The sequence below is a fragment of the Arthrobacter sp. SD1074B genome (assembly GCF_056780195.1).
The window spans coordinates 1692413-1705964 of sequence record NZ_JBRAZT010000001.1; the positions used below are offsets into that span (position 1 = coordinate 1692413).

At 64.4% G+C, this 13552-nt stretch carries 13 protein-coding genes; 5 read left to right on the forward strand and 8 right to left on the reverse strand.

Annotation, left to right across the window (positions count from 1 at the left end; translation table 11 throughout):
- Positions 1-27 precede the first annotated feature (27 nt).
- Positions 28-1230: a molybdopterin-dependent oxidoreductase gene (locus ACUYM2_RS07815; protein ID WP_481599558.1), complete on the forward strand. Its 1203-nt coding sequence runs from the start codon at positions 28-30 to the stop codon at positions 1228-1230.
- Entirely contained in the window at positions 1227-1682 is a 456-nt protein-coding gene (locus ACUYM2_RS07820) for a hypothetical protein (RefSeq protein ID WP_481599559.1), read from the forward strand. The genes ACUYM2_RS07815 and ACUYM2_RS07820 overlap by 4 nt, the downstream gene beginning before the upstream one ends.
- 57 nt (positions 1683-1739) lie before the next feature.
- Here ACUYM2_RS07820 and ACUYM2_RS07825 read toward each other — a convergent pair whose 3' ends face one another.
- The 8 genes from ACUYM2_RS07825 to ACUYM2_RS07860 all read right to left on the reverse strand — a co-directional run bounded on the left by ACUYM2_RS07825 (position 1740) and on the right by ACUYM2_RS07860 (position 9440).
- Entirely contained in the window at positions 1740-2801 is a 1062-nt protein-coding gene (locus ACUYM2_RS07825; protein ID WP_481599560.1) for an NAD-dependent epimerase/dehydratase family protein, read from the reverse strand.
- Positions 2801-3673: an MTAP family purine nucleoside phosphorylase gene (locus ACUYM2_RS07830; protein ID WP_476916635.1), complete on the reverse strand. Its 873-nt coding sequence runs from the start codon at positions 3671-3673 to the stop codon at positions 2801-2803. Before ACUYM2_RS07830 ends, ACUYM2_RS07825 begins: the two co-directional genes overlap by 1 nt.
- A 62-nt stretch (positions 3674-3735) precedes the next feature.
- The gene (locus ACUYM2_RS07835; RefSeq protein ID WP_481599561.1) at positions 3736-5223 is read right to left on the reverse strand and encodes a glycosyltransferase family 87 protein; all 1488 of its coding nucleotides are present in this window, start codon (positions 5221-5223) and stop codon (positions 3736-3738) included.
- Positions 5220-5738, reverse strand: a complete 519-nt coding sequence (locus ACUYM2_RS07840) for a class I SAM-dependent methyltransferase (protein WP_481599562.1) — start codon at positions 5736-5738, stop codon at positions 5220-5222. The genes ACUYM2_RS07835 and ACUYM2_RS07840 overlap by 4 nt, the downstream gene beginning before the upstream one ends.
- A 185-nt stretch (positions 5739-5923) precedes the next feature.
- The gene (locus tag ACUYM2_RS07845; protein WP_481599563.1) at positions 5924-6610 is read right to left on the reverse strand and encodes a TIGR04282 family arsenosugar biosynthesis glycosyltransferase; all 687 of its coding nucleotides are present in this window, start codon (positions 6608-6610) and stop codon (positions 5924-5926) included.
- Positions 6607-7317, reverse strand: a complete 711-nt coding sequence (locus tag ACUYM2_RS07850) for a glycosyltransferase family 2 protein (RefSeq protein WP_481601435.1) — start codon at positions 7315-7317, stop codon at positions 6607-6609. The genes ACUYM2_RS07845 and ACUYM2_RS07850 overlap by 4 nt, the downstream gene beginning before the upstream one ends.
- 157 nt (positions 7318-7474) lie before the next feature.
- Positions 7475-8155 (reverse strand): hypothetical protein, encoded by a 681-nt coding sequence (locus ACUYM2_RS07855; RefSeq protein ID WP_481599557.1) that lies wholly within the window; start codon positions 8153-8155, stop codon positions 7475-7477.
- Positions 8156-9263: 1108 nt separating this feature from the next.
- Positions 9264-9440, reverse strand: a complete 177-nt coding sequence (locus ACUYM2_RS07860) for a CsbD family protein (RefSeq protein WP_481599564.1) — start codon at positions 9438-9440, stop codon at positions 9264-9266.
- A 959-nt stretch (positions 9441-10399) separates the two neighbouring features.
- Here ACUYM2_RS07860 and ACUYM2_RS07865 point away from each other — a divergent pair.
- The 3 genes from ACUYM2_RS07865 to ACUYM2_RS07875 all read left to right on the forward strand — a co-directional run bounded on the left by ACUYM2_RS07865 (position 10400) and on the right by ACUYM2_RS07875 (position 13327).
- On the forward strand, positions 10400-11224 hold the full coding sequence (locus ACUYM2_RS07865; protein WP_481599565.1) for a helix-turn-helix domain-containing protein: 825 nt from the start codon (positions 10400-10402) through the stop codon (positions 11222-11224).
- Positions 11225-11432: 208 nt separating this feature from the next.
- Positions 11433-12359: an SDR family NAD(P)-dependent oxidoreductase gene (locus ACUYM2_RS07870; RefSeq protein WP_481599566.1), complete on the forward strand. Its 927-nt coding sequence runs from the start codon at positions 11433-11435 to the stop codon at positions 12357-12359.
- Entirely contained in the window at positions 12356-13327 is a 972-nt protein-coding gene (locus ACUYM2_RS07875) for an NAD(P)-dependent oxidoreductase (RefSeq protein ID WP_481599567.1), read from the forward strand. Before ACUYM2_RS07870 ends, ACUYM2_RS07875 begins: the two co-directional genes overlap by 4 nt.
- The last annotated feature ends 225 nt before the right edge of the window (positions 13328-13552 follow it).

Here is a 13552-nt window from a genome sequence, read left to right on the forward strand (position 1 = left end):
GAACGGTGGAGTGATAACGACATGCAAATGCCCAACCCGCAGAAGCTCACTGAAGCTTTGGCCGCAAAGTTCGCATCACCGACCCGCAGTTCACGCCTAACGGTCGTGGTGGGCCGCTGGCTCGGGGTCAGCTTCACAGTATGCTTCCTGACCGGCCTCTTCAGTCATGGACTCCAGAATCCGCCGTCCTGGATGTTCTTTCCGACCAACCCGGTCTGGATCTATCAACTGACGCAGGGACTTCACGTAACTGCCGGCATCGCCTCGATTCCGCTGCTTCTGGCTAAGCTGTGGTCCGTGTACCCTGAACTGCTCAAGTGGCCGCCAGTGAAGTCTCTGCTGCATGGCCTCGAGCGGGCCTCGATAGCCTTGTTCCTTGGTTCATCTCTAGTGCAACTGACCACCGGGCTGATCAACACCTACAAATGGTATCCGTGGCCCTTTCCATTTCGTGAGACGCACTATTGGTTGGCGTGGGTGATCTGGGGATCGCTGCTGTTGCACATCGCGGTCAAGCTACCTGTCATCGCCAACAACTGGCGTGCCCGTTCCGCGGGAGTGCCGGCCGGCAAGCCCGTCGACGGCGGAATGACCTCTCACGGGCGGGTGGCCGTTGCCGGGAGTCCGGGCCGCGGGCGATGGTCCCGGCGGGCATTCCTGACGGGCGTGGCAGCGGCGACGGGAACGGTTGTCCTGACGACTGCCGGACAATCCTTTGCCGTGCTTTCACCGCTAAACTTTTTCGCTCCGCGCAAGATGGGCACGGGGCCGCAGGGGGTACCGGTCAACAGAACGGCTGTCGCCGCCAGCGTTACAGAGGCTGCCAACGACGCGAACTGGACCCTTCTGGTACGCAACGGTGACTCCCGCCGGACCTTCAGCCTTGCCCAGCTCAAGGCAATGCCCCAGCAGACCCACGAACTTCCCATCGCGTGCGTGGAGGGCTGGAGCCAGACTGCGCAGTGGCGCGGGATCCTGGTCAGGGACCTGATGGACGCCGTGGGGGCTCCAGCCGGGTCCACCCTGCGTGTCACCAGCTTGGAGCCAGAGGGCGCCTACCGGTTGATGACCATGGCCCCGGAATACGCCCGGGAGGAAAGAACGCTGGTGGCCCTGGAACTGAACGGGTCCGTACTCGATCTCGATCATGGCTATCCGGCCCGCATCATCGCCCCCGGCCGGCCCGGAGTCCTCCAGACCAAATGGCTGCAAAGCATCGAGGTCCTGTGAAAACGCCGAACTCGGTTAAAGCCGCACGTGCAGCCCTCGGCGCCGCCGGCATCGCCGTGCTGGGTTACGGACTGCTGGGCTTGCCCACCCAGTTAGGGCCGGAGCAGCTGATCGGTCTGCTGACGTGGATGGCCGTTGCCGTCCTCATTCACGACGGCGTCATTGTGCCGCTCTCCACTCTTGCAGGCGCAGGCCTGACGAGGGCCGGGTCGAAGCTCCAGCCGCTCTCGGCCGCAGTGCTCCGCGGCGCGCTGCTAAGTGGTGCGGTAATCACCGTGATTGCCGCAATTCTGGTCAAGGCCCAGTCCGTCGCGCAGAGCACCACCGTGCTGGAAGCCAACTACGCCGCCTCCCTCACATGGTTCTGGGCCTTCCTTGCGGGCGGCTCTGCCGTGACCATCTTTGCCCTGGAACGAAGAGCCCGCGGGACTGGGCGGGTCCGCCGCCGCTGACCGGAAGATCCTTTCGGCAGCAGTCCCGGGGCCCGAAAGCCTCCCGGCGCCGGTGGCTTACATCCGGTCGCCGCGCAGGGGAGAGGTAGCAAATTCCCGCATGCCTTCGTCGAATCCGACGTTCGGCGCCCAGCCGAGTTCAGCCTTGATCCGCTCCGAGGAGGCCGTGACGTGGCGGACGTCGCCGAGCCGATACTCGCCAGTGACTACGGGCGCCGGACCGTTGCTGAAGGCACTCAACGCGGCCGCCACGTCACCGATAGTGTGGACCTCGTCCGCACCGACGTTGTAGGCGCGAAAGGCCGGGGCGCCGTCGTCGGACAGCGACTCGGCAGCGGCGATATTTGCTGCCGCGACATCCCGTACGTGGATGAAACTTCGGCGCTGGGCACCGTCCTCAAAGACACGCGGGGCTTCACCGCGGGCCAAGGCTGACCGGAACAGGGAAGCGACCCCGGCATACGGCGTGTCTTTGGGCATCCTGGGTCCGTAGACATTGTGGTAGCGCAAGGCAATCGCCGAACCCCCGGTGCTCCGGGCCCACGAGGAGGCGAGGTGCTCCTGGCTCAGCTTCGATGCTGCGTAGACGTTCCTCGGATCCATGACGGCATCCTCGGTGACCATCGCGGGGACCAGAACGGCGCCGGTTTCCGGGTTGCGTGGATCGTAGATGCCGGCGCGAAGGTCCTCCTCCGAGCGGGGACCGGGCCTGACCGGTCGGCCGGTTCCCGGATCGACGTAGGCGCCCTCGCCGTACACCACCATCGAGGAGGCGAGAATCAGGCGGGTGATGCCGTGGCACTCCATCCCGGCGAGCAGGATGGCCGTGCCGTAATCGTTGTTGCGGATGTAGTCAGGTGCGTCGGCGAAGCTGACCCCAAGGCCGACTTTTGCGCTCTGATGGCAAACGGTATCGATTCCCTGCAACGCCGACTCCACGGCAGCCGGCTCCGTCACATCTCCCGTGACGAGGTCCACGCGCCGGTCAAAAGCCGGTTTGTGCGGGTGCAGGGAAGCGTCCAAGGAGTCGAGGACCCGAACACTCCATCCCTTGGCGAGAGCAGCTTCGACGATGTGGGATCCGATGAAGCCGGCGCCGCCGGTCACGAGGAGTCTCATCAGAGACCCGCTGACGGGCCGACCGGAGCGAGCGCCATGATTCGGCGCACGGCTTCCGGGTCCATGAGCGGCCTGGCGGCATAGTCGGCGCCGACGGCGGCGAGGGCTGTCTCAAGGATGGCAAGGACGTTGACCTGGGCATGTTTCAGCCGCGCGAAGACGGCTTCAGCCGTGACCGGTTCGGAACCGTCGTGGCCGGTGTCGGAGTCTGTGACGAACGCCAGATTGGCGAAGCCCATGTTCAGCTCCGCGGCCAGGACGGGTTCGGGATATTGGGTCATGCTGATAATGTCGGCCCCGCCGGAGACGTACCACTGCGACTCGGCCCTGGTGGAAAATCGCGGTCCGTTGATGACCACCACTGTCCCTTGGGGGGCGCTGGGCAGCTGGAGCTGATCAAGGGCAACGTGCAGATACGATCGAAGTGTCGGGCAAAACGGGTCCGACGCCGGCAAGTGCTGGACGCCGGCCGGCGCGGCGCCGTCGGCGGTGGTTCCGTCGAAGAACGTGTCGGCCCGGCCCCAGGTGCGGTCAATCAGTTGGTCCGTGACCACGAATGTCCCGGGCCCGAAGCCTTCCCGCAACCCGCCCACGGCGGAGGATGAGAAGACCGCCTCGACCCCGACGCTCTTGAGTGCCCAAAGGTTGGCACGGTAGTTGATCTTCTGCGGCGGAAGCGAGTGCTCCCCGCCGTGCCGGGGGAGGAAGGCCACTGTCTGTCCGGCCACCTCGGCAAATGTCAGCGGCCCCGAAGGCCGCCCGAAGGGTGTGTCGACGTCGACGACGGCCTGCACTGTTGCGCCGGGGAGAGTATAAGTACCGGAACCTCCGATGACGCCGACGCGGGGGATGCGGGGAAATTGGTTATGCATAACGCGATCCTGCCAATTGTTGGAACTTGCTTGAAATCGTCTCTGTGGGTCGGTCACCGGGGTCATTGGGGTGCGGCCGCGAGGTGACTTGCCTCGGCCTGCAGCCGCTGGTGGGCAGCCGTTGCAATTCCACGGCGGCGTCGAAGCCACGCTCCGGTCGCGACGGTGGAGGCGGCCAAGAGGAGGACGCCCTGGTTAAGAGGCTCACTGTATGGGGCGGCCGAGGGAACCATGTAGATCACGTCCAGAGCCAGAATGACGCTGATGTATTCCCAGCGGCGGCTCAAGACGATGAACGGCATGAGCATCAGTGCGTACCACGGGTAGTTCGGGCTCACGATCAGCAGGGTCAGCCCGATCATGACCGTCTGCTGTTCCCAGAGATTCGCCGCCGTGGTCCGTCTAAGCACACCGAGAGCGACGATAGCCAGGGCGGCCGCACTCAGTACGGGGATCCAAGGCCCGGCCGCGACGATCTGGGCCAGGCCGAATCGGATCCCGCCGCTTTGGCTGTAGCCCTCCTCTTTGAGGTAACCGGGGAGGAATCCGAGGACTCCCGCTCCCGCGAACGCCAGATAAGGCACGTAGAGCAGCGTGAACGTCGCCACGGCGGCGGCGATGAAACGTGCCGGGCGCTTGAACAGTAATCCCGGGGCCGCGATGGCCGGAATGAGTTTCGTTGCCACTGCGGCTCCGAAAGCAACGCCAGAGCGGAGCGGCTTTCCTGCTGTCAGAAGGATTCCTGCAGCGAGAATGAGGGCGCCGCCCAAGAGATCAACGTGGGCGTTGTTGATTGCCTCGAGCTGCACGAAAGGGCTCCATCCCCACACTGCGGCCAGATGGAGGGGCATCCCGCGGGCGGCGAGAATGCGGAGCAGCATCACTCCAACGGCCACACTGATTAGCAGCCCGCCGAGCTGGAAAGGAAGGTACCCCACCGAATCCGGAACGGCCGCCCGCACTCCGAGGAAGTAAATCTCAGCGGTTGGCGGATAGATGGTGTGCACGTGCGGGCGGTTAATGGCCGAGCACAAGGGTGTCCCCGACGGATACCCCAGGGCAGCGACGGATTCAGTGCCGAATAGCTCCTTGGCACAAACCGGTCGGCCGTCGCTGTCTAAGGAGCCCGGCGCGAACAGCCAGCCCGGCCGCAGGCCGGCAAGTGTCTCATCCAGCGGTACATGCGAGTACGGGGAGATTCCCGCCTTTTGAACGATTCCGTCCCAGGCGTATCGTGCAGAATCGTTACTGGTCCGTGGCGGTGCGCTTACGGCAACCGCGCCAAGCAAAACCGTGCCCGCTATGATCACCGCCCCAATGCGGTCCCGTGGCACCCGCCTGAGCAGGAAGACCGCCGCCATCAGCAATATCCACGAGATGCAGGTGCCGACGATGGGAGCCGACTCGAAGGGATTCCGCGGCAATACCATCCACCAAAGCACTGTCGCGGCCATGATGAGCACGGTGGCCAGAGCGGCGTAGGTTCCCGTCCGGCGCCCGGAAGCGCGGGCCGCGCCGGGCGTGCCTTCAGATTGCGGCCGGACTCTCATGCTGTGAATCCGTCCGGACCTATGGCTGGCGAGAGTCGACAAAAGACGCGGCCCTGCCTGTGGTGGACGGACTTTATGGTCCATCCTCCGCGGAGTGCGCGGGATTCGAGACCGGCGGCGCCGGTTCTGGCCCACCGAAAAGGCTCGCTTTGGTTACCTTGGGCGTCTTCCAGGACCGCCGCGTAGACGGTGTCCAGTTCGGCATCGGTTTCCACTTCCACCAGGAGAGTCCCCTGGGGGGCGATGAGCTGCAGGCACCGGCGCAGCAGGGTCGTGATGCTGCCGCCGATCCCGATGTTTCCGTCCAGCAGGACCAGGGATTGCCATTGCCCGGCGTGGGGAACCGGGGCGAATATGGACTGTTCGAGGGCGCGGGCGCCGCGGCCACGGGCCCGGTGGACAGCCTCGGCACTCGTGTCGATGCCCAGGGCCGTCAGGCCCATGTCCTGGGCTGCGGCCAGCAGCCGGCCGGGACCGCATCCGACGTCGAGCACGGGTCCCTGCAGGTTCCTCAACAGCGAAATCTCTAGTGGGCTTGCCTCGTCGCACCAGTTGCTGACGTCGAAAGTAACGGGGGGCGCAGCATCTTGTTCGGTGTCCGGCCGCAGCGTCAGAGTGCCGAAGCCGTTCGCAAGGGCCCGGGCATAGGGTTCCCGTCGGCCTTGGCCGAAAAGCGCAAGCGGCGTCATGCCGACGGCCGTCATCCCCCGGCCCCAGCGATTGGTGCCTGGTCCTGCAGCACGAGCGCGGCCTGTGCCACGGCCGACGAGAATTCGGTGCCGGGCATTCCGGCAGCGATCTCCACTGCATCGCTGAAGTAGTCCATATCCCGCAGCTCGGGTAGCATCCCGGTCGTGAGGCCGGCGGCACGGAGTCTGGCGTACTGGTGGGCTCCGGTGGTGTCAGTGGACATCGGCACCCCACGGATGAGGGTGCCTGTTGGTTTGCGCAGCGCGAGAGCCCAGAATCCGCCGTCGGAGGCGGCCCCGAGCCACGCGTCGTGGACTGCCCTTCCGGTGCCCCAATCATTGAGCAACGGCGCGACATGGTGCAGCGCGAATTGTGGTGTGTCCATGCCGATGATTAATAGCGGACCGGAAGCGGCATCGCAGATGGCGGCGAGTCGTTCGTCGAGTCCTCCGGAAACCTGAGGCACCACAACGAAACCTTGTGCGTCTCCCGCGGTCGGGGCACCGTCCATAACCAGAAGTCGGTCTCGCGCAGGCAGTTGCCTGACGGTTTCCAGAGTGCTGCTGAGGCTGAGTTGCGCCAGATGGGCCGCATCTTCGGGAGATAGCGGCGGGCTAAGCCGGGTCTTCACCCGTCCGGGCAGACACTCTTTGGCGATGACGGCCACCGTCAGATCATTCAGGTTGCGCATGCTCATGATTCGTCGCCGGTGCGCTTGAGGACCGGTCCTGAACCCGCGGCGGCCGCGGCCGCCCTGAGCTGAACCGACATATCCCGCACCGCGGTAATTGTTCCGAGGAGGGTGCCGGTGACTTTCGATTTGCCAGTCCGGGGGGCGTACGGAACGGGTAGTTCCAGGATTCTCCAGCCGCGAAGGCTCGCCTTCAGAAACATCTCAAGCGGGTAGCCGCTGCGACGGTCCTCCAATGCCAGCGAAAGCAGCTGGACCCGGCGGCCCGCCCGCATTGGGCCAAGGTCCGTCACCCGTTCCCCGGTCAGCCTACGGAGCCGCCAAGCCAGGACGACGTTCGCGACACGGGCATGGGCGGGCCAGGAACCGCGCTGCGGCTGGCGGCTGCCGAGCACCAGATCCGCACTGCCGTCGATGACCGGGGCGAACAGCGCCGGTAACTGTGCCGGGTCCAGCGAACCGTCGCAGTCGCAGAAAGCCACGTATTCGGCCGTGGAGGCGAGCAGGCCCGCGTGGGCCGCAGCGCCGAAACCGCGGCGTTCCTCGCGAATGACCATGGCACCAAGTTGGGTGGCGAGTTCAGCGGAACCGTCCGTAGAGCCGTTGTCGACCACAATTGCCCGGTACCCCTCCGGCAGGCGCGCGAGTACCCAGGGCAGTGCGCCCTTCTCGTTCAGACAGGGTAGAACCACATCAACCAAAACTTCGGTCATTTCAGTCACCTTTCAAGGCTACGGCGGGGAAGGCCCACGTCGGCCGGGACGCACCACGGTCCAGGCAAGGAAAAGTGCCACGGTGCCGTCAGAAGCGGAACCGTGGCACTTCCCACCGGTGCAGACCATGCATCCGGCGAGTTTTCCTGGTGGGGTGTTACTTGGTGTTGACGGTGATCTTGGCGATGCCGACGAGCATGTCGGCCTTCACGGCGTCGGTCTTGAAGGTTTTGTTCAGCAGGCCGGCGGCGGTGTCGGAGATCAGGACGCGGGTGCCTTCGAGGACGGCGGTGTCACCGGATGCCTGGAGGGGCTTGAGGGTGGAGCCGTCGAGGTTGAAGATGTAGGCCTGCTTGACGGCGGTGGTGCCGTTCACTGCGACGTCGCCGTAGAGCTTGGAGGTGCCCGGGTCGATGGTGAAGTTGGTCAGTTCGACCTTGGTGTCACCGGCGGTGAGGGAGAACCCGGAGCCGGCGTGGCTGATCAGGCCCTGGACGTAGGGGCGGTAGTCCTTGGCCGGGTCGTAGTAGTCGACCTTGCCGCCGGTGATGGGGAAGACCAGCGAGCCGTCGGTCAGTTTGGCGGTACCGACGGTGCCCGGGGTGAGCTTGAGGGTTTCCAGGGCTTTCGCGAAGGACGCATCGAGCTTGACCGCGGTGGAGACGCCGGTCAGTGCCGGGATCGAGGCGAGCGGCTCGGGCTTTTCAGCCGCGGCCGGGGAAGACGCCGAGGTGGCCGGGGCGGAGGAAGCGTTGTTCGCCGGACTGCAGGCAGCCAGGGAGAACATGAGCGAACCGGCAGCGGCGACGCCGAGGAAAGTCTTGATGGATGTACGCATGGGAGTGCTCCTTGGAAATGGCTCAATGGGTGTCCCGTCCCCGCCGCCCTGGTACGGGCTGACACTTTCCTGCGGGGCCGGCTTGGTCTGTCAGGAGTACTTCGGCAGCACACGCCCTCCCGGATGGGTCCCCACCGAACCGACACCAATCCGTTACCAACGCAATGGGGGTGTCCTCGGCTCAGCTACGCGGGCTCCAACTGTCGCCGGAGGTTCTGTAAAGTGCGGGATTTGGTCGGGGGTAGCGGTACGGAGAGCCTTTGAGGAATTTCCGTTCACTCATGCGGTTAAGCGGGTATAAACCGCGGTTCACTTCCTACGCCGTGAGGCTGTTCGGGCCTCAATCCGGAACGCGACTTTGGTCGTGCTGCAACGGGTACCTCGCTGCTGTTTGTTCCCCTCGTCCTGGGGCATGCGCTCGGCGCGACGGCCGCAGGTGCCGTCGCCGCTGTCTAGGGGCTCGCTGCCACTTTTGTATTGGCAGCCGAAGTCACCGGAGCGGCAGTGGCCGCCCCGTATTGGCCTAAAACCGTAAATGAGACACCCCAACCCGAACGACGATCGAAACTATGGGACGCCCTTTAACGTCGTGCGAGTAGAGACATGACCCATACCCTGCTCTAAAGGAGCTTTCGCTCATTGAAGACGAACCAGCGTTAGGAAAGACGGTAGATCCCCCCAGCGGTGACTCCCGACTAACTCCTCATCTGTCCATGCTGGGGTCAATTCGGGTTATCCACGGCTGAATTGGTGAGCCGTCCGGGTAGCTCCCTGGCCGCCGTAGCGGTGGATACCCTTCGAGAATTGTCCCCGGTTGTGGGCAGCCGAGCCCTGTTTTCGGTGCCACCGGAACCCGCCTCTGCCTGAAGTGCAGCAACGGCTGGGAGGCAGCAAAGCGCGCGGCTGCGCTATCCCAGTTTTTGAGGAATTAGTCCACCGGGACCGGGACCTGCACATGAAGCCCGATGCCCTGTCAACCGAAACTTATCAGTCACAGATGTTGGGACTTGAAGAAGGCTTCGGGAGCGGGCGCATGATCTTTCCTGCTGCCAGGCAGCGGCAGAGGTGCGGTCTTCCGGACCGCACCTCTGCCTCTTGGCTGCGTGTCTTAGTGTTTCTTGAAGGCATCCTTGATTTTTTCGCCGGCCTGCTTCAGGTCCGCTTTGAATTGCTCGCCCTTGCCCTCGGCCTTCAGCCGGTCGTTGCCGGTGGCATCGCCGGCGGCTGCTTTGCCCTTGCCGTGGAGTTTCTCGGCGGCGTTGTGGATCTTGTCACCCAAAGCCATGGTAGTTCTCCTTATTTGGCCGCCCCCGCGACGTGAATGCCGTGGAGGCCGACAGTTAATTGTAGGGACGGAACCGTCAAGAGTGGGCGCGATGGACGACCGGAATAACCGGTGATTTGGGCCGGAATTGGCGGTCGGTGCCAGCAGGTGGGTCCGCCGCGTGGATCTTGGCCCCGTTTCTTCGCTGCGGGCAGACGGTTGTAATTTTAATGTTCCGTCACGCGACGTGTCGCTGTACTGGAACGGCACGGCTCCACGGTCCCGCGCGTTGCGCTGGTTTCATGAAATCATCGCCGACTACTTAAACTGAATCCGTGCAACTTGCCGTTGCTGGAAAGTCCCACTCCCGGACTCAGAGCGCCCGTGGGCGGCCGATCTAAGCCGCAGGTCTGCTGGATCCATGACATACCCAGCAGCAGCCGGATGGCTTCTCCGTCAGCTTAGGCAGACAACTCATAGCTCTCGACGCCTCCGACAGAGTTGCAGAGTCTGGAAGTAGCGACGTTGTCTGGAAGTAGTGAACTTTCGAACGCCTTGCACGCCACAGGCGCGCCGATGCAGTGGCAGCATGCCCCAGCCACGGCCCCGGACAACGAGTGGGTACCGGGTCGCTTACGCGGCCATGGCTGGATTGGAGGAAGGGCGGACAATTTCCGACAGAACCTCGTGTTCTGTGCACGCGAGGCCTGGAATTGGGGCATGGCCGGCAAACGGGAGCGGGGAAGATCGGATAAATCGACATCCTTTGTCCGCTGGCGGAGCCCGAGAGGCGAAGCCCGCGTATTCGGTGACTTCCCGGAAGTGAGACTGGGCCATGAGTTGGGCAGAGAATTCCGAGGCACTTGAGCGCCTCCCACCATTCTGGACTCCCGATAAAGGACCATTAAGGCAATGGACAGTTCTTTTATGAAAGTTCGGCAGTGCCGCGTTTGATGGGCGGCCGGGCGTAGATTTGGTCCGTGGCAAAGAACGTCGCTTTCGGAGAGTACCTGCAGGCCCGCCGTAAGCTCATCCGGCCGGAAGACGTCGGACTGCGCAGCTACGGGCGGCGCCGGGTTCCGGGTCTTCGCCGTGAAGAGGTTGCAGGCCTGGCAGGCATCAGTGTCGATTACTACGTGCGCCTGGAGCAGGGCAAAGACCACCACCCGTCCCCGCAAATACTGGACGCTCTCGCACGCGCCCTGCGTCTGGACCCGCCCGCAACCGTCCATCTGCACCGGCTCGCGCAACCGGTCCCGCAGGCCGTGGCCAGTCCCGCGTCGGCCGGGGTGGCGGAAGGCTTGTCGTATTTGCTGGTCACGATGGCCCAGGTTCCGGCCTTTGTTCAGGACCGCTTCATGAACGTCCTCGCCGCCAATCCGCTGGCCGTTGCCCTGTCCCCGAGAAACGAACCAGGCACGAACGTGTTGCGGGCAGCTTTTTTGGATCCCGCCGAACGTGAGCTCTACGAGGACTGGGAACACGTCATGGAAGACGCGACCGCGGGACTCCGCGCAGCTGTGGGGGAGTGCATCAACGACCCGCAACTCGAGGCGCTGGTCATGGAGCTATCAGAGCGCAGCACGTACTTCCTCCAGCTTTGGGGGCGCCACGATGTCCGCCCCAAGGTGGCGGGCAAGCGTCTGCTGCATCACCCGCTGGTAGGCGAACTCGAGCTCTTCCACGAAAAACTGGCCGTACCCGGAACGGACGGTCACCTCCTCGTCATTCACCACGCCGAGCCCGGCAGTGCCTCCGAACGGGCACTGGAGCGCCTGGCCCGGACACTCCCGGGCATGGCCTGACCCCTCCACGCTCGTCGGCCCTGTATTCCCCCGAGGGTGGCCCCGGCATTCATATGAATCGCAGGGTTCTGGCTGCCCGATTCCGGCGGGAGCACACTGAATTCTAGAGCTGCCCAGACCCCCGCGCTTATTCAGGCTTACAGCCGGAGGACGCCGGGCGGCTCTTCTGAAAAGACACTTCCCGACCCGCCGAAAGAGGACCAACCCCATGGCAAGAATCACCACCGGTTTCGGATTCAGCTCCACCACCTCGGATGTCACCGAGGGCATCGACTTCACCGGAAAGCGCGTCGTCGTCACTGGCGGCGCCTCCGGCATCGGAATCGAAACAGCCCGCGCGTTCGCCAACATCGGTGCCGAGGTAACCCTGGCGGTGCGCAACGTCGAGGCCGCGACGCCGGTAGCCCAGGAATTGCGCGAGTCAACTGGCAACAACAACATCTTCCTCGGCCGGATGGACCTGGCTGACCTGTCCACCATCACCGCGTTCGCCGACGAGTGGACCGGCCCGCTGCACGTGCTGGTCAACAACGCCGGAATCATGGCCCTGCCCGAACTCGAGCGCACACCGGAGGGCTGGGAAATGCAGTTCGCCACGAACTATCTGGGCCACTTCGCCCTCGCCCAGGCACTGCATGGAGCCCTCGCCGAGGCGGGGAACGCCCGTATCGTGTCCCTGAGCTCCAGTGGACACTTGTTCTCCCCGGTCATATTCGATGACCCGCATTTCAACTTCGTCTCCTATGACGCATTTGTCGCTTACGGGCAGTCCAAGACCGCCTCAGCCTTGTTCGCCGTGGGCGTGACCGCGCGCTGGGCCGAGGACGGAATCACCTGCAACGCCGTCATGCCCGGGGCTATCGCCACCAAGCTCCAGCGCCATACCGGAGGGTTGCGGACTCCCGTCGAACGCCAGAAAACTCCCCAGCAGGGTGCGGCGACCACACTGTATGTGGCGACTTCTGCGGAGCTTGAGGGCATCGGCGGACGCTACTTTGAGGACGTCAATGAGGCCCGCACCGTGGACCACCGAGGCCCCGATTACACCGGAGTGGCACCCTACGCACTCGATCCGGCCAACGCAGAACGCCTCTGGGATCTCTCGATCGAACTACTGGCCCGGAAAACTGCGTGAAAGCCATCAACTCCTCCACAGAGAAAGACAATGACATGACCGGCAGCGCCGCCTCACCCGACGCAACACCGACCACACCAGCGATCACCCCGGGCACTGCCTCCGAACTGAGCGTCGGCTGGGTCGGCCTCGGAGACCAAGGAGCCCCCATGGCACGGACCATCGCCGAGGCTGGCTTCGAACTGAACGTCTGGGTCCGTCGCGAGGCATCCTTGACCGCTCTCGACGGCCTCCCCTTCGTCCGGCACGAAACCCTCGCCGCGCTCGGCATGGCCACTGACGTGGTCGGATTGTGCCTTCGCGGGGACTCCGACATCGAGGAGGTCCTTACGTCGGGCGGCCTGCTCGGAAGCATGCGGCCGGGCACCATTCTCATCAACCACGGCACCGGACTTCCCGGTTATGCCGCCGCCATGGCCGAGCGGGCCGCCGACACAGGGGTCCTCGTCCTGGATGCACCGGTCAGTGGTGGCCGGCCTGGAGCCGAAGCACGTCAGCTGACGACTATCGTCGGCGGCCCCAGCCAGGCTCTGACCACGGCCCGTCCCGTCCTTGAAGCGTTCTCCGGGAAGGTCTCCCATATGGGCGCCGCCGGGTCGGGGCAGACAGGAAAACTCATCAACAACGCCCTGCTAATGATGAACCAGAAAAACGTCCAGGACATCCTCGCCCTGGCGAACAATCTGGACCTCGACCTCGGCGCGCTAACGGACCTACTGCTCTCCGGAACCGGTCGCAGCTTTGCCCTCGAGGCGCTCACCGGTGCCGTTACCACCACCAACGCCGACCATCTCAAGGACCTGCAGATCATTGACATGGACATCTTCGCCGCGGCCATGACAAGCCTCGGCCAGGACGTCACCGCCATCGACGACTACGCACGGGCCGGCGCCAGAGGCCTGCCGTTTGCCGCACACTTGATCGCCAGGGCGGCGGCCAGCGGATCTGCGGCAGTCCGTGCCGCCTAGGTTGTCCGCTAGCCCCTGTCGCTGTCGGCAGCAGTCCTTTCCTGTGGCGGCGGGACGTCTGTAAGCTCCCCGGTGGGGGCCGCTCCTGGAAGCTGCTGTTCCGGTGCGTCCCGGTGCGTCCTGGACGAAGATGGTGGAACGGCGCGCCTTCGGGGACTTCGTGACAAACTCGGCGTAGATGCCGCTGTGTGCATCGCCCGGCACAAAGGCCAAGGGAATCCAAAA